This is a genomic window from Tahibacter aquaticus (assembly GCF_004363655.1).
Lineage (GTDB): Bacteria > Pseudomonadota > Gammaproteobacteria > Xanthomonadales > Rhodanobacteraceae > Tahibacter > Tahibacter aquaticus.
In genome coordinates, this window is the sequence record NZ_SNZH01000003.1 from 328,782 (window position 1) to 355,243 (window position 26,462).

General features: G+C 66.6%; 15 protein-coding genes. 8 read left to right on the forward strand and 7 right to left on the reverse strand.

All coding sequences use genetic code 11. The features are described 5' to 3' along the window. Positions 1-112: 112 nt before the first annotated feature. The 3 genes from DFR29_RS06885 to DFR29_RS06895 form a co-directional block, all read right to left on the reverse strand. Positions 113-3,634, reverse strand: a complete 3,522-nt coding sequence (locus tag DFR29_RS06885; protein WP_133817846.1) for a tandem-95 repeat protein — start codon at positions 3,632-3,634, stop codon at positions 113-115. Positions 3,635-3,636: 2 nt separating this feature from the next. Then, on the reverse strand, positions 3,637-4,434 hold the full coding sequence (locus DFR29_RS06890) for a hypothetical protein (protein WP_133817847.1): 798 nt from the start codon (positions 4,432-4,434) through the stop codon (positions 3,637-3,639). A 126-nt stretch (positions 4,435-4,560) separates the two neighbouring features. Further along, positions 4,561-5,826, reverse strand: coding sequence for a YVTN family beta-propeller repeat protein (locus tag DFR29_RS06895; RefSeq protein WP_133817848.1), 1,266 nt, complete (start codon positions 5,824-5,826; stop codon positions 4,561-4,563). A 248-nt stretch (positions 5,827-6,074) separates the two neighbouring features. Between DFR29_RS06895 and DFR29_RS06900 the strand changes: the two genes are divergently transcribed. From DFR29_RS06900 to DFR29_RS06910, 3 genes are all read left to right on the forward strand, one after another. Beyond that, positions 6,075-7,043: a DUF6929 family protein gene (locus DFR29_RS06900; protein WP_133817849.1), complete on the forward strand. Its 969-nt coding sequence runs from the start codon at positions 6,075-6,077 to the stop codon at positions 7,041-7,043. Positions 7,044-7,064: 21 nt separating this feature from the next. Then, entirely contained in the window at positions 7,065-8,918 is a 1,854-nt protein-coding gene (gene recQ, locus DFR29_RS06905) for a DNA helicase RecQ (RefSeq protein WP_133817850.1), read from the forward strand. A gap of 127 nt (positions 8,919-9,045) precedes the next feature. After that, positions 9,046-9,504 carry a YybH family protein gene (locus tag DFR29_RS06910; protein ID WP_133817851.1) on the forward strand — a complete coding sequence of 153 codons (459 nt, stop codon included), beginning with the start codon at positions 9,046-9,048 and terminating at the stop codon, positions 9,502-9,504. A 134-nt stretch (positions 9,505-9,638) separates the two neighbouring features. On the opposite strand, the gene DFR29_RS06915 is transcribed toward DFR29_RS06910, so the two are convergent. The 3 genes from DFR29_RS06915 to DFR29_RS06925 form a co-directional block, all read right to left on the reverse strand. Further along, positions 9,639-10,298 carry a hypothetical protein gene (locus DFR29_RS06915; RefSeq protein ID WP_133817852.1) on the reverse strand — a complete coding sequence of 220 codons (660 nt, stop codon included), beginning with the start codon at positions 10,296-10,298 and terminating at the stop codon, positions 9,639-9,641. A gap of 209 nt (positions 10,299-10,507) precedes the next feature. After that, positions 10,508-11,827 carry a PQQ-dependent sugar dehydrogenase gene (locus DFR29_RS06920; protein WP_133817853.1) on the reverse strand — a complete coding sequence of 440 codons (1,320 nt, stop codon included), beginning with the start codon at positions 11,825-11,827 and terminating at the stop codon, positions 10,508-10,510. Between the two features lie 175 nt (positions 11,828-12,002). Beyond that, positions 12,003-13,553 (reverse strand): fibronectin type III domain-containing protein, encoded by a 1,551-nt coding sequence (locus DFR29_RS06925; RefSeq protein ID WP_133817854.1) that lies wholly within the window; start codon positions 13,551-13,553, stop codon positions 12,003-12,005. A 488-nt stretch (positions 13,554-14,041) separates the two neighbouring features. On the opposite strand from DFR29_RS06925, the gene DFR29_RS06930 reads away from it, so the two are divergent. The 4 genes from DFR29_RS06930 (at position 14,042) to DFR29_RS06945 (ending at position 25,182) form a co-directional block, all read left to right on the forward strand. Next, positions 14,042-17,371 (forward strand): tetratricopeptide repeat protein, encoded by a 3,330-nt coding sequence (locus DFR29_RS06930; protein ID WP_243745983.1) that lies wholly within the window; start codon positions 14,042-14,044, stop codon positions 17,369-17,371. 199 nt (positions 17,372-17,570) lie between these two features. Beyond that, the gene (locus tag DFR29_RS06935) at positions 17,571-21,635 is read left to right on the forward strand and encodes a tetratricopeptide repeat protein (RefSeq protein ID WP_166653928.1); all 4,065 of its coding nucleotides are present in this window, start codon (positions 17,571-17,573) and stop codon (positions 21,633-21,635) included. Positions 21,636-21,862: 227 nt separating this feature from the next. Further along, complete coding sequence (locus tag DFR29_RS06940; protein ID WP_133817857.1) at positions 21,863-24,259, forward strand: DEAD/DEAH box helicase; 2,397 nt, start codon at positions 21,863-21,865, stop codon at positions 24,257-24,259. Further along, a complete protein-coding gene (locus DFR29_RS06945) occupies positions 24,256-25,182 on the forward strand; it encodes a ribonuclease H-like domain-containing protein (protein ID WP_133817858.1) in 927 nt (308 codons plus the stop codon). Before DFR29_RS06940 ends, DFR29_RS06945 begins: the two co-directional genes overlap by 4 nt. A 160-nt stretch (positions 25,183-25,342) precedes the next feature. On the opposite strand, the gene DFR29_RS06950 is transcribed toward DFR29_RS06945, so the two are convergent. Beyond that, on the reverse strand, positions 25,343-25,618 hold the full coding sequence (locus DFR29_RS06950) for a hypothetical protein (RefSeq protein ID WP_133817859.1): 276 nt from the start codon (positions 25,616-25,618) through the stop codon (positions 25,343-25,345). 353 nt (positions 25,619-25,971) lie between these two features. Here DFR29_RS06950 and DFR29_RS06955 point away from each other — a divergent pair, with 353 nt between their 5' ends. Further along, positions 25,972-26,361, forward strand: coding sequence for a response regulator (locus DFR29_RS06955; protein WP_133817860.1), 390 nt, complete (start codon positions 25,972-25,974; stop codon positions 26,359-26,361). Positions 26,362-26,462: the final 101 nt, after the last annotated feature.

The following is a 26,462-nucleotide window of genomic DNA, read 5'->3' on the forward strand; positions in this document are numbered from 1 at the left end:
GCCAAGCCATGCTGCTGCCTGCAGAACCTGCGCTTGTCCCGGCTTGTGCTGGAGTGAGGCGCCATTCCCTGGCGCCTGGACTTCCTGTCTGTCCTGCCTGCCGTCAGCGCGCTTACGGCTGCTGGAAGCCGTTGGCGAAGATGCGGTCAAGCACGCCGACGACCTGGCTGAAGCTGCGCGAGACCGTGTCGATACCGCCGCTGGAAGTGCCACCGCTGTCGGTCACGCTGACAGTGATGATCGCCGTGCCGTGCTGTCCGGGCTGTGGTGTGTATGTCAGCGTGCCGGTGGCACCGGGGCTGGTATAGCTGACGGCGGGGTTTGCGATCAGCGAGGGGTTGTCGGAAACCGCGGTGACCATGAGCGTCTGCGTGGTTTCGCCGCCGCCGGGTCCGATGCCGCCGAGGTTCACCGTCTGCAGACCGGCGTCGACGCTGATGAGGGCCGGGTTGGGAATGGCGTCCAGCGTCGGCGGATCGTTCACTGCGGCGATGGAGATGGTGATGCCGCCGCTTTCGCTGACGCCGCCGGAGTTGACGCTGTAGCCGAAGCTGTCGCTGCCGCTGAAATTCGCTGCGGGCGTATAGCTGATGCTGCCATCCGGGGCGAAGGTCGCCGTGCCGTGGGACGGGCTGCCAATCGCGCTCAGTATCGGCGTACCGGCAAAGTTGTCGGGCGATGCACCTCCGGTTCCGCTGATCACGTTGAAAACCAGGCTACTGTCTTCAAGCACGCCGACGGTGTCGTCGACGATATCGGCTTGCGCTGCGATGGCAATGGCGATGCTGCGCTGTACCGCTGCCGCTGCGCCGTCATCGACGCTGAAGTTCAGCGTCGCACTGCCGTTGTAGTCGGCGCTGGGGCGCAAGCTCAGTGTGGCGACGGCGGCGTCCGCAGCGGCAGGGGTGGCGTTGAAGCGCATGCTGGCGTCGTCGCTGCCGTCGCCGTCGAGGAAGCTCAGGCCGGCGAGCGTGGCCAGGCTCAATCTACCGTTGTTCACAGTGAGCGTGACCTGCACGCTGGCGCTGTCCGCATCGCCGAGCGCGAGTCGCTCGCTGCCGCTGAACGTGCGTGGCGTGTCTTCGTCGGCGCCGACGTTGGCCGGTGCCGTGGCAACAGGCGGATCGTTGATGGCCATGATGCCAACGCTTGTGGTCTGCGGCCCGGAGCACAGGTTCGGCGTGCCGCCGTCGCAAACCTCGACCGAAACGACACAACCCGCTGGTGGCACCGGGCCCGCCGGCGTGAACGAGAACGCGCCGGTGGCCGGCACGATGGAGCCGCCGCAGGTGTGCGCGGCGGACAGGCTCCAGCTCTGGCCGGGGCCGTCCGGATCGTTGCGCGAGGGGTTGTAGCTGTACGCCGCGTCTTCAATGGCCAGTGCCGGCGCGCTGCTGCTGATGACCGGAGCATCGTTGACCGCGGCGACGGTGACCGTTGTCGTCTGCGTGGCGCAGAGACTCGGCGTGGCTCCGTCGCAGACCTGCACCGCGACGACGCAACTGGCGGGCGGCAGCGGGCCCGGCGGCGTGAAGGCGAACGCGCCGCTGGACGCGTTGATCGAACCGCTGCAGGTATGCGTCGGTGCGACCAGCGACCAGCTTTGGCCGGGGCCGTCGGCATCGCTGCGCGTGGCGTTGTAGGAATAGGCGACATCTTCGGTTGCCGTCGTCGCTGCGCTGCTGTCGATCACCGGTGCATCGTTGACGGCGGCAATGCTGACGGTAGTGGTCTGCATCGCGCACAGGTTCGGCGTGCCGCCGTCGCAGACCTGCACGGCCACGACGCAGCTGGCCGGCGGCACAGGGCCGGCCGGCGTGAAGGTGAACGCACCACTGGACGCGCCGATCGAACCGCCGCAGGTGTGCGTGGGCGAGACCAACGACCAGGTCTGGCCGGGGCCGTCCGGATCGCTGCGCGTGGCGTTGTAGGTATAGGCCAGGTCTTCTGTCGCCGTCGCCGGTGCGCTGCTGGTGATCGCTGGTGCGCTGTTGACCGCGCTGATGCTGACGCTGGTCGTTTGCGCAGCGCACAGGTTGGGCGATCCGCCGTCGCAGATCTGCAATGCGACGACGCAGCTGGCCGGCGGTGTCGGGCCGGCCGGGGTGAAGGTGAAGGCGCCGCCGGACGCATTGATCGAACCGCCGCAGGTATGCGTCGGTGCGACCAGCGACCAGGTCTGGCCGGGGCCGTCGACATCGGTCGCGGCAGGCGCGTAGTTGTAGGCCACGGCTTCGGTGGCCGTCGTCGGCGCGCTGCTGGCGATGACGGGAGCATCGTTCACCGCGGTGACATTGACGGTGAACTGGCGCGTGACCAGATCGTTGCCGCCGTTGGCCCAGCCGCCGTCGTCGAATACGCCGACGGTGATGACGGCGCTGCCAGACTGGTTCGGCTGCGGCGTATAGCTGATCGAGCCGGAACTGTCGGGATTCGTATAAGTGACGGCCGGGTTGGCAATCAGCGCCGTGTTGCCCGACACCGCCGCAACACTCAGCTCCTGCACCAGCGCATCGTTGTCGCCGATTCCGCTGAGGCTGACCACCTGCGTGCCGGCGTCTTCGAGCAGGTTAACCGGTGTGGGCAGGGCGTTGAGCGTAGGTGTCGCGTTGATCACCGTGGCGCAGCGGCTGTCGATCCAGCCGATGTCGGCGAACAGGCAGTCGGTGAGGTCGGTCTGGGTGAACACGCCGGCACTGAGCGACGGTTCCATCAGCAGGCTGGGCGATGCGTCAGAGTGGAAATGGGAAATACTGGAGCCGGGGACAAATGTGCTCGGCGCATACATGCGCAGGCGATCTTCGTTCTTGGCGATGGCGGCCTGGCCGGCGATATTGCTGCTGACGGTCATGCCGTTCCAGACCAGGAACGGATCGTGGGTAAAGGAGACCACGCGCTCGGCGGTGGTCAGTTCCGACCAGCGCCGGCTGGTGCCCAGGCCGTCGATGTCGTTGTCGCGGATGGTGTCGGACCAGATGTCCGGCACGTTGAAGAAATACGCGCCGTAGGGCGTGGCCGGCGAGGTATTGGTGCATTGCGGACTGGTGCGGCAGATAAACGCGGCGAAGCCCAGGCCGTGTCCCAGTTCGTGCAGCACCACCGGGTACAGCGCGATGGTGCCGGCGGGTGCCGGCCCGGTAAGGCCGTAGTAGAAGCGCGTGCTGCCCAGGCAGCCGGTGTCGTCCAGATCGACGCGCGCATTGAAGGTGGCGGAGATTTCGTTGGTGTTGCTGGCGGTGGCGTTGAGGTTCTGTCCGGTCAGTGCCTCGGCCAGTGCCACGGCGTAGTAGCGGTCGTCGACCCCGTCGGTGAGGATGTAGTTGCCGGTTGCGCCGGCCGAGCCCAGCGTGCCCGATGCAGCCGAGCAGGTCAGGGTTTCGAACGCGGCCTGTACCTTGATCGTCTGCGTGCTGGTGAGCGCGGCGCCCCAGACCTGGGCCGCCGCGTTGAACAGGTTGGTGCGCTGCTGGCCCAGTGTGGTGCCGTTGTTGCCGCCTTCGGGCGTGCGCGGCGTGGTGTCGGAAAAACCGTTGCCGGGCACCAGGGTGACGGTGGCGGCGGAGACGGGCAGGGCGAAAGCGCCGAGCAGCGCCAGCGTCGCGGCCAGGCGCGGCAGTGTCGACAGGATGGTCATGATTACTGCTCCGCCGGCGTGGACGTGGGCGCAGGATTCGCGGGCGCTGGCTGCAAGGCAGCGCCTGGTTGACGTGGCTCGGGCCTGGCGCCGGCCGCCGTGGAAGCGGCGCCTGGTTCGCCTGCCGAAGCCGGCCGATGCGCAGGGCTTGACCTGTCGTTCGAGGCGGCTGCCGGCGATGCGGCGGTAACGTCGCTCGCCGCGACGGCAGCGGCGAGGCGTTGCTGCCGCGCCTCGGCCTTTGCGGCAGTGGCGGATGCGGGCACTGCCGCAGCACCGGCCGGATCAGGCGGTGCGGGCGCCAGGGCATGGGCATGAGCGCTGTGATCGCCCGGCACCGCTGGCGCGGCACGGCCGGCCAGACGCGCCGCCGAGGCGGCATCCTGCGGCGGGTCCGTGCAGTCGAGCCGGGGCTGTCCTTGCGCATCCAGCGTCACTGTCGCCGTATGGCGGTAGCCGCTGGTGTCCACGTAGAGCGCGCCCGACGGCGATTTCTGCAGCACCAGACGCGGTGCGCCGGCATCGATGTCGGCATTGGCTGCTGCCTCTGTGCTGGCATCGGCCGCCGGCACGATGGCGCCGGTCGCCTGATCGATCTGCACGCGCTGGGCCGCGGAATCGACCGGCGCAAGGCCTGCGCCGGCCAGCGTCGCCGACTGTATCGGCGTGCCCGCCGGCAGGTCGGCCGCTGTCGCCGGACGCCAGCGGCGTGCTGGTTCGGCAGCGTGGAGAAAGCAGGAAAACGCGGAAATGGCGATGGCGAATGCCAGCGCTTCAAGCGCAACACGGCGCGTCAACATGGCTTGCTCCCCCCTGGAGACAGTCCTGTCGTTGCGCGGCAGTCTAGGACGATTCTGGGCGCCAGGCGAGGGAAAGCCGGTTATTGCGCCAGCGCCGTGGCGGCAAGCGGGCGCTGGCCGTTTTTTCTAATCCACGCTGAAGGACTGCAGCGCCACCGGCAAGGTGTCGTAGTTGTAGTCGTCGGCTGCAGTGTTGCTGCTGCTGCCGTCGGGCGTGACCACGGTGACATCGACGATGCCGAGGCCGTGTGCCGGTGTTACGGCAGTGATCTGGGTGTCGCTGACCACAGTGATGCCGGTGGCGGGATTCGCGCCGAAGTTCACCGCCGTGGCGCCGCTGAAATTGATGCCGGTGATTGTCACGGTGGTGCCGCCGACCGCCGGACCATTGCCCGGCGAAAGGGCCGTGACCTGCGGCCCGATGGCAATCACGGAAACGTTGTCGGACACCGAATTGACGACATAGGCACGGGCGCCGTCTGGCCGTAAAGCCACGCCGTAGGGAAATCCGCCGACCGTCGTCGTCGTTGCCACCGTGTTTGTGGCTGTATTGATCGCCGACACGCTGTTGGCGCCGTAGTGGGTCACATAGGTGCGGGCGCCGAACGGCCGCACGGCGATGCCGCGGGGAGCGGTGCCGACAGGAATCGTCGCCGTCACCGTGTTGGTGGCCGTGTCGATCACCGACACGTTGCCGGAACTGGAATTGGCTGCGTAGGCACGGCTGCCGTCAGGGCCGACGGCGATCGCAAAGGGAAGGTTGCCGATGGCAATCGTCGCCGTCACGGTATTCGTGGTGGTGTCGATCACCGACACGCTGTTGCCGTCATAGTTGACGACATAGGCGCGTGCACCGTCCGGCCGGAAAGCGATCGAGATCGGGCTGCCGCCGAGCGTGATCGTCGCTGTCACCGTGTTGGTGGCCGTGTCGATCACCGACACCGTGTTGGATCCGGTGTTGGCGACATAGGCGATGGCGCCATCCGGCCGCACCGCGGCTGCTCTGGGCTGGTCGCCGACAGCAATGGTTGCGGCGACCGTGTTCGTGGCCGTCGCGATCACCGACACGCTGTCGGAATTGTTGTTGGTGACATAGGCGCGAGTGCCGTCCGGATGCACGGCGACGCCATAGGGCTGGCCGCCGACCGCGATGGTCGCGGCCACCGTGTTGCTGGCCGTGTCGATTGCCGACGTTGTATTGGACGCGAAATTGGTGACGTAGGCGCGGGAGCCGTCCGGCAGTACGGCGATGCCGTAGGGGGTCTGCCCGACCGGTATGGTGGCCACTACCGTATCGGCCGTCACCGGCCCGGCGGCCAGCAGCAGGCAAAGCGCGGTCAGCCTGCAGCGCAGGGACAAAAGCACAGATGCGGCGAAAGCAGCGTTCGACATGGTCGGTCCCTTTTTGATGCTTTAGCGTACTGAAATTGTGGCGACTTGGCCGTACGGCGATGCAAATCGCCCGGCTGGGGCCTCCGTGGCCGGCCAGTTCGGCTGCAGGAGCGCGAGTGCATATCCGTCGAGGGTGCGATACAACCGACGCATTTCCCGGCCCTTCGCGCCGCGGCTATTGGCCACTCTGCCTGCCTTGGGCCGTCGCAAGGCCCGGCGCACAGACTTTCCGCAGGGGGATTCACCGCATGATCGCGCTTCAACCGCTGCGCTCACTGATGTTTTCCGCGCCGGCTGTCGCGCCGCCCTACCTTAGCGCCGCCAGTGGGCTGGTCGTCGCTGGCGACTTTGTCTATGTGGTCGCCGATGACGAGCTGCACCTGGGCGTATTCGACCGCGCCGGGAAAAATGGTGGCAGCCGTGTGCGGCTGTTCCCTGGCGACCTGCCCGACGAGGCCGCGGCGCGCAAGGCGTGCAAGCCTGACCTGGAAGTGCTGGTGCGGCTGCCGTCGTTTGCCGGCTATCCGGCGGGCGCCTTGCTGGCACTGGGCTCCGGCTCCAGGCCCAACCGGCAGAGCGGTGCCTTGCTGGGGCTGGACGACTCCGGCGCGCTGAGCGGCGGGTCATGCAGGGTCGATCTGACCGCGCTGTACGCACCTTTGCAGCGGCGCTTTGCCGCGCTGAACATCGAGGGTGCGGTGGTCTGCGGCTCGCAGCTGGTGCTGCTGCAGCGGGCCAGCGGCAGTCATCCGCAGAACGCCCTGATCGGGTTTGCCCTGGCCGATGTACTGCTGGCCTTGAGCGCCGGCGATGCGCCGCGCCTGCCCGAACTGCCTGCTGCCCTATGCAGCGTCGAGCTGGGCGGCGTCGATGGCATTCCCTTGGGTTTCACCGATGCGGCGGCGCTGCCCGACGGCCGTATCGTCTTCAGTGCCGTCGCCGAACACGTCGACGACACCTACCACGATGGCCCCTGCGTCGCCGCGGCGATAGGCATCGTCACGCCGGAGGGGCAGGTGCAGGCTTTGCAGTTGCTGCAGCCGGTGTACAAGGTCGAAGGCATCGATGCCATCCAGGACGGCGATGTCATTCGTCTGCTGCTGGTGACCGATGCGGACGATCGCCGCGTGCCGGCAGTGCTGTTCAGTGCTTCGTTGGCGCCGCGGCCGGAAGATTCCCAGCCGCCCCCGCGTGCCGTGCCGACGCCGGCCGCTTGATCGATCCGTTAGCATGGGCGGATGAATCCCCACGCTCTTGAAGTTCTGCACCGCGTATTCGGCTATGCCACATTCCGCGGCGAACAGGCCGCTATCGTCGATCACCTGATCCAGGGCGGTGACAGCCTGGTGCTGATGCCTACCGGTGGCGGCAAGTCGCTGTGCTACCAGATTCCAGCCCTGGTGCGCGACGGCACGGCCATCGTGGTGTCGCCGCTGATCGCGCTGATGCAGGACCAGGTCGATGCCCTGACCCAGCTTGGCGTGGCCGCGGCCTACTTGAATTCCTCGCTGTCGGCCCAGGCCCAGCGCGAGGTCGAGCAACGCCTGTTGCGGCGCGAACTGAAACTGCTCTACGTGGCGCCCGAACGCCTGCTCGGCGAACGCACGCTGGAATTGCTGGAGCGCGTGCCGGTGTCGCTGTTCGCCATCGACGAAGCACATTGCGTGTCGCAATGGGGCCATGACTTCCGTCCCGAATACCGCGGCCTCAACCTGCTGCACCAGCGCTTTCCGAACATCCCGCGCATCGCGCTCACCGCCACGGCCGATGCGCCGACGCGGGGCGAGATCGTCGAGCGCCTGGCGCTGGAAGACGCGCGCCAGTTCATCTCCAGCTTCGACCGGCCGAACATCCGCTACAACGTGGTGCAGAAAGACAATGCGCGGCGCCAGCTGCGCGCCTTCCTGGAAAGCCATCGCGACGAATCCGGCATCGTCTATTGCCTGTCGCGCAAGAAAGTGGACGAAACCGCGGCCGCCCTGGTCGAAGACGGCATCGAGGCACTGGCCTATCACGCCGGCATGGACCAGGCCGCGCGCTCCAGCAACCAGCAGCGCTTCCTGCGCGAAGACGGCATCGTGATGGTCGCCACCATCGCCTTCGGCATGGGCATCGACAAGCCCGACGTGCGCTTCGTCGCGCACCTGGACCTGCCCAAGAGCATGGAAGGCTACTACCAGGAAACCGGCCGTGGCGGCCGCGACGGCCTGCCCGCCGAAGCCTGGCTGTGCTACGGCCTGGGCGACGTGGTGACCATGAGCCAGATGATCGCCCAGTCCGAATCGGGCCAGGACAGGAAGCGCGTCGAGCGGGCCAAGCTGGAAGCCTTGCTCGGCTATGCCGAAGCCACCGGCTGCCGGCGCCAGCTGCTGCTGGGCTACTTCGGCGAGAAGGCTGCCGCCGCTTGTGGAAATTGCGACAATTGCATAGATCCGCCGCGTACCTGGGATGCAACCGAAGTGGCGCAGAAGGCCTTGTCGGCGGTGTATCGCACTGGCCAGCGTTTCGGTGTCGGCCACCTGGTCGGCGTGCTGCGCGGCGAAGACAACGACAAGATGCGCAGCTGGAACCACGACAAGCTCAGCGTATTCGGCATTGGCCAGGATCTGGACGCACGGCAATGGAGCGGCGTATTCCGCCATCTCGTCGCCGCCGGCCTGCTCGCCGCCGACCACGAAGGCTATGGCACCTTGCACCTGACCGAAACCAGCCGCGCCGTGCTCAAGGGCGAAACCCGCATCTGGATGCGCCATGAAGCCGCCAAGGACGAGCGCCGTGCCGAACGCAAAGCCGCGCGCCAGGCCGGCAAGGGCAGCAAGCCCGGCGGCCGCACGCGGCGCAACAGCCTGGAAATCGCCGACGACGAAAAGCCACTGTGGGATGCCTTGCGCGCGGTACGCTCGCGCCTGGCCAAGGAACAGAATGTACCGCCCTACGTGATCTTCCACGACGCAACCTTGCTCGACATGCTGCGCGAGCATCCGACCTCGTTGCGGGAAATGGCCTCGGTCAGCGGTGTGGGCAGTACCAAATTGGACAAGTACGGCGAGGCGTTTCTGGCCGTGCTGACGGACGAGCAGATCGGCGCCTGAAGCCACCGTCGGCGGATGTTGCGGAAATGGTGCGAAGCGGGCTTGGCGTCCGGCCGTGCCGCGACGGCGTGACGGGATCGGCAGTGCCCTGTCGTCCTTGCCATTCATTTCACTGGAGTGCATAGCGATGAAACCTGCAGCCCTGGCTTTTCTCCTGTTCAGCGCCACGCTGTCTGCCTTTGCCCTGGCACAGCCAGCCGTAGCGCCCGCTGCAGTCGAACTGCCGGCCGATCTCGCGCGCGTGCTGCGCGATTACGAAAAAGCCTGGAGCGCTGGCGATACCGCCGGGTTGGCCGGCCTGTTCGTGGACGGCGGCTACGCCCTGCCCAACGGCCAGCCGCCGGCCGCCGGTGCTGCAGCGATCCGCGCCGCCTACCAGCGTAACGCCGGTTCGCCGCTGGCCCTGCGTGCGCTGCACTACGACCAGTCCGGCGACATGGCCTATATCGTTGGCGGCTTCGGCGCGCAGGCCGGCAAGCCGGATTTCGGAAAATTTGTACTTGTTCTTCGTCGCGACAAAGACGGCACCTGGCGCATCGCCGCCGACATCGACAACGCCAACGCGATGCCGCGCAAAGTGCAATAGACGCGACCAGTCACCTGCGCGCAGCGCTATGCTCCCGTAGGGCGCCAATGAGCGCAGCGAATGGCGCCGAACAGCCATGCGACGCAGCCCGGCTGCGACACCTCGCGCTGCGATCCGCGTTCGCTCATCGCACCCTACGGGTTGCGTGCACCACGCCACTTCTGCAATACCCGATGCGTAGGCCAGAACACCAGCACCGGCAAGCCCACGAACAGCATCAGCAACCAGGCCCAGCCGGGCATGAAGGTTTGTGCCGCCGCATCGCCGAAGCCGTAGACGTAGTTGATGTTCACCGGCACGTTAGGCTGCGCCGGGTCTGGCGGCGGCGCCGGCATGGCCAGGCGGCAGAACGCCAGCAAGGCCCAGGCCAGCACCGTCCAGTAGACGAAGGCTCGGCGGTCGTAGCCCAGGCGTGCGACCAGGAATACCAGCACGAACGGCAGCCAGGCATGGAACGACGACAGGCCGCGGGCGAACAACGCGATGCCCGGGTCGAACATGTAGGCCGTCATGCCCAGCAACGGCATGCCCAGCCAGCTCGCGACGAAATCCACGCACCAGACGAATTGCGGAACGATCAGCCCTACCGCTGGCATCGACGCCAGCAGCGGCGATTCGGTCCAGATCGCGGCCAGGGTGAAGAACATGGCCACGTCGCAGAAATACAGGAAATTGGTCGGCCCGTAGGTGATCCAGTAGAACGGCACCAGCACGGCCATGAAGGCTGTGAAGGCAAGCTTCAGCGTCAGTGGAATGCGTGGTGCGTGGACCAGTTCGACAGCGGTTGCGGACATCGGCACTCTCCCCCGGGACGGGGCGATACTACCGATCCACTGCCGCCGCGACAGCCCCTCGCCTTGGGCGAAGCTGGCCAAGCGACAGCATTGCCGAGGCGAGCCGCGCTACTGGCCGCATGACGCCGGATTCGCGATGTGCGTGCCGCGCCGGCAATCCCGCAGACACGCGATCGCATGACGTACCGGGGCTCAGGGCTTGCGCTGCCTCACGGCGTCGCTACATCCGGCCGCGCGATGCGCAGAATGGCGCGGTTGCGATCGTCCGTGACCCAGATCGAGCCGTCGGCCGCCACGGCCATGGCGACCGGTGCGCCGCGCGGCTGCCTGCCGGCGATCTGGTCCCAGCCGGGCGTCAACACTTTGCCTTTTACACTCGGTGCTCCGGCCGGATAGGGCAGCGAGCCGCGGGGATAGATGGCGTAGTGCCCGCCGATGTCGGTCAGCGGCTGTCCGCGGGCATCGGTCTCCACGGCGACGATGCGTCCGCCGGCACGGCGATAGCCGTGCCAGGTCGTCAGCAGCCGGCCGCGCAGGGCGGGAAACATCGCGCCGTCGTAATAGATCAGGTCCAGCGGCGCCGCATGCGGCGGCAGCAAGGCCAGTGGCCTGTCGCGTTCGGCGCAACGCGCGATGGCGGCGTCCCAGCCCGGCAGCGGTGTCTGCAGATCCACGCAATACGGCCAGCCGTAATGGCCGCCCGGCCGCAGCACATTGATCTCGTCGTAGGGATGTTCCGGCGTGTCGAGATCGACCGAGTTCTCTGCCTGCAGGATCGTGCCGGACGGGTGGCGCACCAGGGCCACCGAATTGCGCAGGCCGGCCGCGAGCACCGTGCTGTCTTCGCTCCAGCGGCCGTTGCCGAGATAGGCGTGGCGGCGCACCTGCGCCGTGGCGGCGTCGTCCACGCAGGCACCGCTGGCATCCGTGCGTGGCTGGCCGTTTTCGTCCAGGCAGCGGTCGGTCGGTGCGCCGACGTTCACCAGCAGCGCGCCGTCGCCGTCGACGACAAAGCTCGACAGCGGGTGGCGGTTGTCGTGCAGTTGGTTGTCCGGCAGGCCGCCGATCACGGTGGTCAGCGTTGCTGCCGGATCGGCGGCGTCCGGGTCCATGCTCAGTATGCGATTCATCTCCGACACGTAGACGCGCCCGTCCGGTCCGCGCGCTACCGTGTGCGGCATGCTCAGGCCCTGCACCAGCACGCGCCAGGCGACCGCGCCGTCGGCGGCGACAGACAGGCGCCAGACCGCACCCAGTCCGGCCTTCCAGCCGCCCAGGTCTGTCACCAGCCAGCTGCCGTCCGCCAGCGCCAGCAAGGCGCGCGGCATGCGCGGACCGTCCGCGCCCTGGCCCTGCCAGACCAGGCCCAGGCAATAGCCCTTGGCCATGCGCACCGTCGTCGCCGGTCGGCCAGCACAATCGCCGGCCAGCGCATAGCGGTGATCGATAGCCGCCGGTGCCGGCGCAGCAACGAACAGTGCCGGCAGCAGGGCCAGCACCAGCCGCCAAACCCCTGCCGCGAACGGCATACAGCGCAATATCCCCATGCGCCGATGCTGAGGCCAGCGCTGCGCCGCTGGCAAGCCGGCCGCGCGGCGGCAGAATCGGCAGCGACAAATGGCGCAGAAAAAATGGCCGAATATTCAATCGCCACCGCACTGCCGCGTCACCCGGCAGGCAAGGTTCGCCGCTACGCCTGTCGCGCTAATCGAAGCCGTCGGCAAACAGCCCGACGCCATCCGGTCCATCGGTCGCGCTGTCGTTGGCGGCGACCGGATCGGCGACGCTGTTCGGCGCGATGATCGTCACGCTGTTGCTGGACGGCACTTCCGGCAGCGCGGCGACCGTGGCGCTGAGCAGGAAGCTGACGCCGGCGTTCGGCGCAAGGTCGACCAGGGCATCGATGCCGCCGCTACCGCTGGCGGGACAGCTGCCGCCACTGTCTGCGCTGCAGATCCAGCTGACATCGCTGAACTGCGCGCCCGGCACATCGTTCACGCGTACGCCGAAGATGGCGCGCGAGCTGCCGTTGTGGACATCGATCAGGTAGCTGGTCTGGCTGCCGCCGGCAATGAAATGCTGGCCGTTGTCGATGCTCACGCCGAGGTCGGCGACCAGGCGTGGCACCACGCTCAGGCCGGCCGCTGCCGGTCCGCTGCCGACCGCGTTCGTTGCCACAACAATACAGGTATACGTTTCTCCATTGCTCAGGCCGGCGACGGTGAGCGGCGAAGCCGCGCCGCTGCTGTTGTGAGTGCCCGGCGTGCAGTCCGCGCGATAGCTGCTGACGCTGGCGCCGCCGTTGTCGGCGGGAGCGGTGAAGTTCAATTGCGCCGAGCTATCGCCGGATACCACGCCGGTCAGCGACGGCGCGCCGGGCACCGTTGCTGGCGTAACCGGTTCCGAGGGCGCAGAGGCGGCGCTGTTGCCGACACCGTTGAGCGCGCGCACCGTACACGTCACCGCCACGCCGTTGGCCAGATTGCCGACCGGCAGGCTGAGATTTCCGCCGAACACGGTCTGGTCGCCGCAGGTGGGCAGGTAGCCCTGTACCGGATCGCCGCCGTTGCTCGCCGGTGCGGTGAACGTCACCGTGACCTGCTGATTGCCGCGTACGACGCCGGTGATCACCGGCGCATCGGGCACGGTTGCTGGCGTGACTGCGGCGGCCGCGGTATGCGGCCCGGCGCCGACGCTGTTCGTGGCCCAGGCCTCGCAGGTCACGCTGACGCCGTTGACGAGGCCGGTCACCAGCAACGGCGAAGCGGCGCCGCTGATGCTCTGCGTGCCGCATTGCGCGTTGTAGGTTGCCGGCAGGCCGCCGTCGTCGCCGGGTACGAAGGCGACGCTGACTTGGCCATTGCCCCGCGTGGCGACCACGTCGGCCAGCGCAGCTGGCGGTCCTGCCGGTGTGACTGGCGCCGAGTCGGCCGACCACGGCCCGTCGCCGATGCCGTTGCGCGCCCGCACGCGGCAGGTGACCGTGACGCCGTTGGCCAGCCCGTTCACGGGCAGCGGATTGTTGCCGCCGAAGACGGTCACGTCGCCGCAGTTGATGATGATGCCCTGGATTGCCGAACCGCCGTCGCCGGACAGGCTGTAGCCCACGGTCACCTTGCCGTTGCCCGGTACCACGCTGGTAACGGTCGGGGCCGGCGGCACGGTGGCGCCGGCGGTCGCCGCGGCAGAGGGCAGCGCACAGCCCAGCAGCACGAAAAGCGCGGCTGCGCGGCGCAGAAACAAGGACGATGGCATGAGCTGGACTCCGGATTCGCCGCCGCGAAGGCGGCACGCTGGGCTATTGCGTTATTCGGCGGGTGTGACTGTCACGGCGGAGAGCGGAATGCTCTGCTGCCGGATCGACGGGCGGTCTTCGTCGCGGCTGCCGCACTGGCTGTGCCGCGGTGAGAGTTTCCGGGTTCTGGGCACACTCCCCGAACGATGCGGACAGAGGCGTATCCGGAACGGGTACGAAGCGGACCCGCACAGCGATGGCGAAGTCGGCGCACGAGCTGTCCGCTGCTGGTGGCCAGCGGCATTTCGTTCATCGGTGGCAAAGGCATAAACGCCGTCGCCAGCTGCCTGCCGGCGCATTGGCGCAAATCGAATCAGGGGAAAACATGCAACGACTGGTCCTGAGACACCGAGCCGGCGCGGACGAGTGGACCTTCGAAGTCCAGCGCGTGGACACGCGAGGTGCCAGATCGGCGCCGCTGGTGGCAGTGGAAGATCCGCTGACGTCGATGTTGCCCGGCACAGCCCAGCGGCTGGGCGAGGAACTGACCTGGTACCTGGAGAGCTACCTGGACTACCCGTTCGGCGGCAGCGTGATCCGGGCCGAACGCGTGCAGTCGGCGCTGAGCGAATGGGGCGAGCGTGCCTTCGATGCCCTGTTCGGTCATGGCCAGGCGCGCGATTTCTACCGCGATGCCACGCGCGACGGTCACACCGCGCTGCAGCTGCAGATCGCCAGCGACGATGCACGCGTACTGTCCTGGCCCTGGGAGGCCTTGCGCGATCCGCAAGTCGGCAACCTGGCGCAGCACTGCCGCATCGAACGGCAGCTCGACAGCGCCGGCGATCCGCCGCCGCTGTCGCCGGACCTGTCGCGCGAGCGGGTGAATATCCTGCTGGTCATCGCGCGGCCCTATCGTGACGATGTCGCTTACCGCAGCATTTCGCGGCCGCTGGTCGAACTGATCCAGAGCGAAAACCTGCCGGCGTCGGTGAAGGTGCTGCGCCCGCCCACGTTCGACCAGCTGCGCCGCGAGCTGCAGGATCATCCCGGGCAATATCACATTGTGCATTTCGATGGCCACGGCGGTTTCGGCAGCATCGGCACCGATACCAGCGACAGGTTCAAGGGGCCGCAGGGCCAGCTCGCCTTCGAAAACGACGACGGCAGCGAGGACGCTGTCAGCGCGGCGAAGCTGAGCGAACTGTTGCGCGAGCATCGCATCCCGGTTGCGGTGCTCAATGCCTGCCAGTCGGCGATGCTGAGCGAGCAGGCCGACGACGCTTTTGCCTCGGTCGCCACCGCACTGCTCAAGGCCGGTGTGCGCAGCGTCGTGGCCATGGGCTATTCGCTTTACGTCAGTGGAGCGCGACAGTTCCTGCCGGCGTTCTACCGCGGGCTGTTTCGCTCTGGCAGTGTGGCCGAAGCGGTACGTAGCGGGCGTCAGGCGATGCTGGCCAAACCGCAGCGGCATGGCGATATAGCGCTGCAGGACTGGCTGGTGCCGGTGCTGTACCAGCAGGATGCGCTGGCCTTGGACTTTGCCGCGCGGGCAGGCGCGCAGCACGTCGATACCAACGCCGGCCTTCCGCAAGAAGCCCAGGTCGAACCCGGCCACGCACCGCATGGCGTTATCGGCCGGGACAGCGCCGTGCTCGAGCTGGAACGCGCCAGCCGCGGCGCACCGCCTGCACTGCTGCTGCACGGGCTGGGCGGTGTGGGCAAGACCACGCTGGCGCGCGGCTATCTGCAGTGGCTGGCGCATACGCAAGGGCTGCCGGAGAAAGTGATCTGGCAGAACCTGGCCGAAGTGCGTTCGTTCGACTATCTGCGCAACCGGCTGGTCGAGGAACTGTTCGGCACCGATGCGATGGCGTTGCCCGATGTGCAGAAGTGGACAGCGCTGGAACAGGCGCTGCGCCAGCGGGCGCTGCTGCTCATATGGGACAACTTCGAAAGCGCCAGCGGTGCGGCCGATGCAGGCGGCGCTGTCGACGCGATGCCGGTCGCGGACCGACAGGCGCTCAAGCAGTTTCTGGTCAGGCTGCGTGGCGGCAAGACCAAGGTGCTGATCACCAGTCGCAGCGACGAGCAGTGGCTGGGCGCAGAGATATGCCGGCGCCTGCCTTTGAGTGGGCTGCAGGGCGAAGAGCGCCAGGCCCTGGCCCAGGCCATCCTGGCCGACCAGGGGCTGCGGCTCGACGCCAAGGACCAGGACACAGCCGATCTTATCTACAGCCTGCACGGCCATCCGCTGATGATGCGGGCGATATTGCCGCGGATTAGCCGCAGCGGAGCCAGGCAGCTGCTGCAAGAACTTGAGCAATACGTGCCGCAGCAAGGTAGCGACGATCCGGTCGAGCAACGGCTGTTCGCAACATTGAACTTTGTGGAAGAAGGGATGCCTGCCAGGCTGCGCCCCCTGCTGCTGCCCATCGGGTTTCACGAGCGCTACGTCCAGGCTGACTTTCTGGCTGGCATGGCTCGCCATGCACAACAGCCGTATACAGTCGAACAGGCGCAGCAGGCGCTGGAGCTGCTGGAGGGGGCAGGTCTGGTCCAGGGGCAAGGCAATAATGTCTATGAGATGCACCCTGCCTTGGAGAGCTATGTCAGGAGGCAGGGCGCAAGTCTCATGGTGCCGGAACGAGAAAGGGAATGCTGGCGGCGTGCCTTCGTCGAGTACATGGCCGCTGTGGCAGATAGCTACGCGCCTAAGGCATTGCACGAACAACGGCCGATCTTTCATCGCTTCGGCGGCAGCTTCGAACGTGCATTCAGCATGGCCCAGTGCGAAGGTGATCTGACGTACTGCGGGGCACTGATGCAGGCGATGGCGACATACGCGCAGAACCGGCGCAACTTGCCGCTGGCAGCGATTCGCTTCGAGGCTTATGCGGCAATCTGCATGCGTAGCGGGCGGGAAGACCTTGCCGCTGCTCCGTACCACCAGATCGGAATAGTGACTCACGATCGGCGTGACTTAGTCATTGCGGGGGACTGGTACCGCAAGTCGCTGGAAATCAACGAGCGATACGGCAACGAACACGCCGCGGCGAGCAATTACCACCAGCTCGGCATACTGGCTCAAGAGCAGCGCGATTTCCCCGTCGCCGAAGCCCGCTACCGCAAGTCGCTGGCGATCGAAGAACGGTTGGGCAGCGAGCGCGGCGCGGCGGGCACCTACCACCAACTTGGCGTAATGCTTGCCGAGCAGCGCGATTTTGCCGCTGCCGAGGACTTGTACCGCAAGTCGCTGGAGATCAATGAACGGTTGGGCAACGAGTGCGGCGCGGCGAGCGCTTGCCACCAGCTTGGCATAGTGGCTCAGAAGCGGCGCGACTTCGCTGCTGCCCTTACCTGGTATCGCAAGTCGCGGGAGATCAATGAACGGCTAGGCGACGAACACGGCGCAACGGGCACTTACCACCAGCTTGGCATGATGGCTGAGGAGCAGCGCGACTTCGCCGCAGCCGAGGACTGGTACCGCAAGTCGCTGGAGATTAGTGAACGGTTGGGCAACGAGTACCGCGCAGCGATAACCTACCACCAGCTCGGCATAGTGGCTGAAGCGCAGCGTGACCTCGCCGCAGCCGAGGCCTGGTACCGCAAGTCGCTGGAGATCGAGGAACGGTTGGGCAACGAGCAGGGCGCAGCGAGCACCTATTACCAGCTCGGCATGGTGGCTGAGAAACGGCATGACTTTGGCGCTGCCGAAGCCTGGTGCCGCAAGTCGCTAGTGGTTTTTGAGCGAACAGGCAACGAACACAACGCGGCCATCGTGGAGCATTCGCTCCGGCGCTTGCGTGAGACCGGCACCGACGGAGCGTCCTCTTGATTGGCTTTTTCACTGTGGTCCAGGCCCGGTCGGTGCAGGCGGCGCAGGCATCCCGCGCCATGTGCGCTTCTGGATATCGGTACCCGCCTATCAGGCCAGGTGCATCGGGTGCGCAAGTTGCAAAGGAAAGAAGGAGATCGCCCAGCTATTTTCCCGCACGCTGCCGGTGTATTGCTGAGCGCCGAATGAGGGAATGCGCATGCGGCGCCTAATCCTCAGGCATCTGGGCGGCGAAGAAACGTGGACCTTCGAAGTCCAGCGCATAGACGCAAATGGCGCAAAGCCAGCACCGCCAGCGATTGTAGAAGACCCCCTGACGCTTGCGCTGCCCGGCACCGCTCAACCCCTCGGCACCGAACTGGCCTGGTACCTGGAGCACTATCTCGACTACCCCTACGCCGGCAATACCATCCGCGCCGAGCGCGTGCAGTCTGCCTTGCGCGGCTGGGGCGAACGCGCCTTCGATGCGCTGCTGGGCCATGGCCGGGCGCGCGACTTCTACAACGATGCCACGCGCGACGGACACACGGCCTTGCATCTGATGATCGCCAGCAACGATCCGCGTGTGCTGTCCTGGCCCTGGGAAGCGTTATGCGATCCGCAGATTGGCGACCTGGCCCATCATTGCCGTATCGAGCGGCAGATCGACAGCGTGCGCGATCCGCTGCCGCTACCCGAAGGCCTTTCGCGCGAGCGGGTGAATATCCTGCTGGTCACTGCGCGGCCGCATCGCAATGACATCGCCTACCGCAGCATTTCGCGCCCGCTGGTCGAGCTTATCCACAGCGAGAACCTGCCCGCAGCGGTCAAGGTGCTGCGTCCGCCCACCTTCGAGAACCTGCGCCGCGAGCTGCAGGCGCATCCTGGGCAATATCACATTGTGCATTTCGATGGTCACGGTGGTTTCGGTCCGCCGGGCGTGAGCGGTGTTGGTGGTGCGGACAGGTTCGAAGGCTCGCAAGGCTATCTGCAGTTCGAGCGCGACGACGGCGAGCCCGATCCGGTCACCGCCAATCAGCTCAGCCAGCTGCTGCGCGAGCACCGTATCCCGATTGCCGTGCTGAATGCCTGCCAGTCGGCCATGCTGAGCGAGCAGGTCGACAGTGTTTTTGCTTCGGTGGCGACGGCCTTGCTCAAGGCCGGCGTGCGCAGCGTCGTGGCCATGGGCTATTCGCTGTATGTCAGCGCGGCACGGCAGTTCCTGCCGGCGTTCTATCTCGAGCTGTTCCGCTCCGGCAGCGTGGCCGAAGCCGTGCGCGGCGGTCGCCAGGCGATGCTGGCTCGGCCGCAGCGGCGCGGCGAGATCAAGCTGGACGACTGGCTGGTGCCGGTGCTGTACCAGCAGGATCCGCTCGCGCTGACCTTTGCCGCGCAGGCGCGCATTGAATCGACCGACTGGAACGCCGGTATTCCGGAAGAAGCCCAGGTCGAGCCAGGCCAGGCGCCGCACGGCGTGATCGGCCGCGACAGCGCCGTGCTCGAACTGGAGCGCGCCAGCCGTGCCGCGCCGCCGGCGCTGCTGCTGCACGGCCTTGGCGGCGTGGGCAAGACCACGCTCGCGCGCGGCTATCTGCAATGGCTGGCACATACGCAAGGAATGCCGGCGAAGGTGATCTGGCAGAACCTGTCCGATGTACGTTCCTTCGACTATCTGCGCAACCGCCTGGTCGAGGAACTGTTCGGTACCGATGCGATGGCTTTGCCCGATGGTGAGAAGTGGAAGAATCTGCAAGAGACGCTGCGCCGGCAGACGCTGCTGGTGGTGTGGGACAATTTCGAGAGCGCCAGCGGCAGCGCCGATGCGGGCGGTGCCGACGAGGCCATGCCGGCTGCAGACCGGCAGGCACTCAAGCAGTTCCTGGTCAAGCTGCGCGGTGGCAAGAGCAAGGTGCTGATCACCAGCCGCAGCGACGAACAGTGGCTGAGCACCGAGTTGTGCCGACATTTGCGCCTGGATGGTCTGCAGGGCGAAGAACGCCAGGCGCTGGCCCAGGCCATCCTGGCCGACCAGGGACTGCGGCTGGATGCCAAGGACCAGGACACGGCCGACCTGATCGACAGCCTGCACGGCCATCCGCTGATGATGCGGGCGATATTGCCGCGGCTGGGCGGCCGCGGCGCCCGGCAGTTGTCGCAGGAGCTTGAGCAGTATCTGCCGCAGCAGGGCAGCGACGATGCCGTCGAGCAGCGGCTGTATGCAACATTGCGCTATGTGGAAGAAGGGATGCCGCAGGGGCTGCGTCCGCTGTTGTTGCCGATTGGGTTGCACGAACGCTACGTGCACTCTGACTTTCTGTCCAACATGGCAGAGGTCGCGCAGCAGCCCTATGTCGCCTGGCAGACGCGGCAGGCACTGGAGCTGCTGGAAAGCGCGGGCCTGGTGCAGGGGCTGGGCGACAATATTTACGAAATGCATCCGGCGTTCGAGCGCTATGCCAGGACGCAAGGTGCGCGGCTCGTGGTGTCGGGCCAACACCGGGAAGCCTGGCAGCACGCCTTCACCGATTTCATGGGTACGCTCGCGGATAGCTATACATCCAGGCCTGTGCAGGAACAATTGCCGGTATTCCATTATTTCGGAGGAAGTTTCGAGCGCGCGTTTCGCATGGCCGAGCACAGGGAGGATCTGCAAAACAGCGGTGCACTGATACAGGCGATGGCCACCTACGCGATGAATCGGCGCAACCTGCAGTTGGCCGCCGCCCGCTTCGAGGCCTTTGCCACGATCTGCCAGCGTTTAGACCATGAAGGTCTCGCCGCCGCGTCCTATCACCAGCTGGGCAGAGTGGCAGAAGCGCGGCGCGACTTCGTTACAGCCGAATCCTGGTATCGCCGTTCGCTCGAGATCGACGAGCGTCGCGATAACGCGTTTGGCATGGCGATCACCTCTCAGCAGCTTGGCAGCGTGGCCAAGCTACGTTGCGATTTCGAAGCAGCCGATACCTGGTACCGCAAAGCGCTGGCGATTGCGCAGCAACGGGGAGACGAGCAGAGCGCGGCAGCCTCCTATCACCAGCTCGGCAGCATTGCCAAGGAGCGGCGCGACTTTGCTGCCGCCGAGAACTATTACCGCAAGGTGCTGGAGATCAAGCACCGTCTGAACGACGAATACGGCATGGGCATGGTGCACTACCAACTCGGCATGCTCGCCGAGGAGCGGCGCGACTTCGACACAGCCAAGGCCGAATACCACAAAGCGCTGCAGATCGAAGAGCGCGAGGGGCTCATGGAGCACAGCGCAGCACTGATCTATCACCAGCTCGGCACCGTTGCCCTGGAGCAGTACGACCTAGAAACTGCCGATGCCTGGTACCGCAAGTCGATCGCGATCAAGGAGCGCCAGGACAACGAGTTCAGTGCGGCGCTCACCTATCACCAGCTGGGCAGAGTGGCTGAGGAGCGGAGCGACTACGCAGCGGCAGAGGCCTGGTACTGCAAGTCGATCGCGATCGCCGAACGACAGAGCAACGAGCGGGGCGCAGCAAAGTCCTATTGCCATCTCGGTGCCGTGGCCCAGGCGCAGCGCGATTTCGCCACCGCTGAGACCCGCTACCGCAAGGCGCTAGAGATCGAACAACGTCAGGGCAACGAGGATGGCGCGGCTATTGCCTGCCACCAGCTTGGCCAACTGGCCGAACAGCGCCGCGATTTCGACCTCGCCGAAACGTGGTTGCGCCGTTCGCTGGCGATCTACGAGCGCCAGCGCAACGAGCAAGGCGCGGTACCCATCTACCAGCGGCTTGGCCGCATGGCGCAGGCGCGGCGTCAGTTCGACGCGGCGGTGGCCTGGTACCGCAAGGCTCTGCAGATCGCCGAGCGTCAAGGCGACGAGCATGCTGTGGCGCTCGCCTGCAATCAGCTAGGCCAGGTGGCCCAGGAGCAAGGCGATTTCGCTACTGCCGAGGCTTGGTACCGCAAGGCGCTGGAAATCAATTTGCGCCTGGGCAACCCGCGTAGCGCAGCGGGCGCCTACCATCAGTTCGGCATGATGGCCGAGGAGCGGCGTGACTTCGTTGCCGCGGAGGCTTGGTACCGCAAGTCGCTCGATGTCTCAGAGCGCTTGCGCTATCCGCACGGTGCAGCGAACAGCTACCACCAGCTTGGCGGCTTGGCCGAGCGGCAGCGCCACTTCGAAGCGGCCAGGGCCTGGTACCTGAAGGCTGCTGCGGTTTTCGAGGAGCTGGAGGACGACGCGCGCCTGGCGATCGCGCGGCAATCGCTGCAACGCGTGCAGATGCCCGGCAGCGACGGGGCACGCCGCTGAGCGTTCTTGCCAACGCGCTCCAGACTCAGCCGGCGATGGCACTGCTGTGCCGTTTCCGGTGGGCGGTGCAGACGGGCGGTGCTGGTTTCGGCTCGGTGCGAAAATCTCAGGTATTTCGCATCGCGCGCCCATTCCGAGGGCGCTGCCCGCCGCCTTGCACCTGCTGTCTCACCCCCTGAGACCCCAACCCGCTATAGCCGCCGTCCCGCCCCGGACGAAAGCGCCCCATGCCCACCGATCTCGCCCGCCTGATCGCCGACAAACTACCCGTCCCGCCCAATCCCTCGCGCCTGCTCGCCCGCCTGGCCGAACGCTACGCCGACCGCATCACCGGCCAGTTCAGCGTGCCGGCGCGCGAAGGCCGCTACGCCGAGCTGCCGCCGGATCTGCATCCCGACCTGCGCCGCGCTTTGCTCGCACGCGGTATCCAGCGCCTGTACAGCCACCAGGCCGAGGCCTGGGCCAGTGTGCAGCGCGGCCAGCACACGGTGGTGGTGACGCCGACGGCATCGGGCAAGACGCTGTGCTACACCTTGCCGGTAGTGCAGGCGGCGATGCAGTCGCGGGCCAAGGCGCTGTACCTGTTCCCGACCAAGGCGCTGGCGCAGGACCAGGTCAGCGAACTGCTGGAACTCAACCGTGCCGGCAATCTGGGAATTCGCGCCTGTACCTTCGACGGCGATACGCCGGGCGATGCGCGCCAGGCGGTACGGCTGCACGGCGACATCGTGGTGAGCAATCCCGACATGCTGCACCAGGGCATGCTGCCGCATCACACGAAATGGGCGCAGTTCTTCGAGAACCTGCGCTATGTGGTGATCGACGAAATCCACAGCTACCGCGGCGTGTTCGGCTCGCACCTGGCCAATGTGCTGCGCCGGCTGGCGCGCATCTGCGCGTTCTACGGCAGCAGCCCGGTTTTCATCCTCTGCTCGGCCACCATCGGCAATCCGCGCGAACATGCGGAAAACCTGCTTGGACAGCCCGTGCATGCGATCACCGAAAGCGGTGCGCCGAGCGGCGAGAAACATGTGCTTTTGTGGAATCCTCCGGTTGTTAACCATGATCTGGGCCTGCGCGCTTCGGCACGCTCCCAGGTCACGCGGGTGGCGCGGGCGGCGATACGCGCCCGGCTCAAGACGCTGGTGTTTGCACCGTCGCGGCTGATGGTGGAAGTGCTGACCAAGTACCTCAAGGACGTATTCGATCACGATCCCCGCAAGCCCGCCCGCATCCATGCCTACCGCGGCGGCTACCTGCCGACCGAGCGGCGCCGCACCGAGCAGCTGATGCGTGCGGGCAGCATCGACGGCCTGGTCAGCACCTCGGCGCTGGAGCTGGGCGTGGACATCGGTGCGCTCGACGTGGTGCTGCTGCAGGGCTATCCCGGTTCCATCGCCGCGACGTGGCAGCGTTTCGGCCGCGCCGGCCGGCGCCAGCAGGCGTCCATCGGCGTGCTGGTGGCGTCGAGCCAGCCGCTGGACCAGTACATCGTGCGTCATCCGGAATTCTTCCGCGCAGCGCCGCCGGAGCAGGCGCGCATCGCACCGGACCAGCCACTGATATTGCTCGACCATATCCGCTGCGCCGCGTTCGAGCTGCCCTTTGTCGATGGCGACGGCTTCGGTCCGGTGCAGCCCGAAGCCTATCTGCAGGTGCTGGCGGAATCCGACGTGCTGCACCGGGAAGGCCAGCGCTGGGAATGGATTGCCGATGCGTATCCAGCCAATGCAGTCAACCTGCGCGCGGTCGCCGACGGCAATTTTGTCGTGGTCGACCGCAGCGAGGGTCGCCAGCGAATTATTGCCGAAGTGGATTATTCCAGTGCCGCGCTGACCCTGTACGAAGGCGCCATCCATATGGTGCAGTCGCTGCCCTACCAGGTGGAAAAGCTCGATTGGGACGGACGCAAGGCTTATGTCACGCGTACCCGGGCCGACTACTACACCGACGCGATCGACTACACCAAGCTGAAAGTGCTGGAGCGTTTCGATGGCGTGCGCGCCGGCCAGGGCAATGCCTACCTGGGCGAAGTGCATGTGGTAAGGCGCGTCGCCGGATACAAGAAAATCCGCTACTACACCCACGAAAACATCGGCTACGGCCCGGTGACCCTGCCTGACCAGGAATTGCACACCACGGCGCTGTGGTGGCAGTTGCCGCAGGAAGCGCTGGATGTGGCATTCGCTTCGCGCCAGGACGCGCTGGACGGTTTCCTCGGCGCCGCCGCGGTGCTGCATACCGTTGCCAGCGTGCGGGTGATGGCCGAGGCGCGCGACCTTATGAAGTCGGTCGGTAGCGGCGATGCCAGCGCTTTTGTCGAGCGCGACCCGCATGGCCGCGGCCGCTGGCGCGCGGGCGAGGATGCGGCTGCCGGCGACGCGGAGCGCTTCACGCCGACGGTCTATCTCTACGACAACTATCCCGGCGGCGTAGGCCTGAGCGATCCGCTGTTTCGCGTGCAGGCGGAACTGCTGCGCGAGGCACAGCAGTTGATCGCCGCCTGCGCCTGCCGCGCCGGCTGCCCGGCTTGCGTAGGTCCGGTACTCGCTGCCGACGAAGACAGCAGCAACACGCCGAAGTCACAGGCCGCGCGCGTGCTTGCCCTGCTGGCCCAGGCATGAGCGCGCTGCAGGAGAAGTTGCGGCGGCTGCAGCGCCAGGCCGGTGCCGCGGGGGTAAAGCCGGCGAGCGCGGAAATGGCAGCGCCGATGACAGGCGAGCCCGCGACCGATGCCGCCGCGCAACCTGCCGCGGCACCTCTACAAAGTCACAATGCGGCAAGGCCGGGAGTCCAGGCCGAACTCGACCGCCTGCGCCGCCTGCTCGATCTGCGCCCGGCCTCGGCGCTGCCGCGGCAGCGCGATGTGCTGCCGCTGCGGGGCGAAGCGATCGCGCCGGGCCTGTACTACGTCGAGCACAGTGTCGACGACCCGGGCCGCAACGCGCTGTTGCCGCCGCGCTGGCCCGAGGCGGAAGCCGTCGCGCGCGAACGCTTCCTCTGCTTCGATACCGAGACTACGGGCCTAGCCGGCGGCAGCGGCACGCGTGCCTTCATGATCGGCGCTGCCGACTGGTATCGCGGCCGTCTGCGCGTGCGCCAGCTGTATCTCACGGCCATGGGCGGCGAAAGCGCCATGCTGCAGCACTTCGTGCACTGGCTGGCGCCCGATACCGTGCTGGTCAGCTACAACGGCCGCAGCTACGACGCGCCGCTGCTGGCCACGCGCTACCGGCTGGCGCGCCTGGCCAATCCGCTGGCAGGAAAGTCACATGTGGATCTGTTGCATCCGGTGCGGCGCGTCTATCGCGGCCGCTGGGAAAACTGCCGCCTGGCCACCATCGAACGCCAGGTACTGAAGATCGTGCGCGAAGACGATCTGCCCGGTTCGCAGGCGCCGGCCGCCTGGCGCGCCTATCTGCGCGAAGGCGCCAGCACCGATCTCATGCGCGTGCTGGAACACAATCGACAGGACGTGGTGACTCTCGCGCGGCTGCTGGAGCACATGGACCAGGCGGCAACGCCGTCGGCCTGGCTGGGCAGCTGAGGGATAGCGCAGAAAAAACGGACGGAATCGCGGGAGGTGGCGGGCTTCCTTGCGACTGCACCGCGATTCCGTCCGTGGGGTTAAACGGCAAACGTTTGCTCAGAACGCTCGCTGTGGCCGCGGATTCACCGCAACGCCGTTGCCGGCGCGGCCAGACCGGTCAAATGATGCGGCACTGCAGGCCGCAAAGCTGATCCTCGTGCAGGGCGTCGGCAATCAGCCGCCAGGTGGCTGCAGGTGCCAGATCGCCGTGATACAGCCCGGTGTCCAGTTCGATGGCAAAGGTAGGCCACTCGTCGCGCGGCGTCGGCATCTGCCGTACGCGGTAATGGCCCTGGGGCATGGCTTCGTAAAGGATATTGAGCAGCGTTTCGCGGGCGATCTCCGGCTCCTGGTTGATCGCAACGGCGCGTGTGCCGGTCCAGTTGAAGCTCATGGAGTTCTCCCTGGGAACTCGTACTGCATGGGTTAAATGTATCTATTTGTACGCGCCGCGCCGCCCGGGGTTTCCACTAGGCGAAGGAGGGGATTAGGCCCACAAATGTCCGTGGCCGGTGCCGCGGAGTGCTTTGCCCACAGCGGCGGCGTGCGCTGAGGGCAACGCCGGGCTGCGGCAACGACGGCAGAAAGACCGGCGCCCGGCCACACCGCGCCGCGGCCTTCGCCATGGGCACGGCGCCGTCCGTCCGGCGAGCCTGGCGAACGCGGCTGTACTACACGTTGTTCTCACATTAGCTGTCGCATCTTTTCCGCCCGGCAAGGGGACAGTGGTGTCCCAGCGAGGCAACCATGGCGGGATCCATACCTTGGCAAGGCGGTCGTACCGTGGTGGTCGACGACAACACGGCGGCGGCATCGATGCTGGCGGATTTCCTGCGCCTGATCGGCCACGATTCCGAAGTTCTGCCGATCAGCGACGTGACAACGCTGGCCCGGGACATCCTGGCGCGCGCGCCCGACATCGCTTTCCTCGACCTGGGCCTGGCGCATATCGACGGACGCGATCTTGCCGCCACGCTGCGCGCGATGGGCTGCACCTCGCACCTGGTCGCCATTACCGGCTACGGCCGGCCGGAAGACATGGAAAGCACGCGCCAGGCCGGTTTCGACCAGCACTGGACCAAGCCACTGGATGTGGATCGCGTGGAGCGCTTCATGGCCAGCCCGCCGCGGCGCTAGGTGGCATTGCAACGATCGCTGCAAAATCCCTGTTGGGAATTTATCGCAATTTACTGCTGTAGCCGCCAATCGCCACCACTGGCGGAAGGCCGGCAACGCCG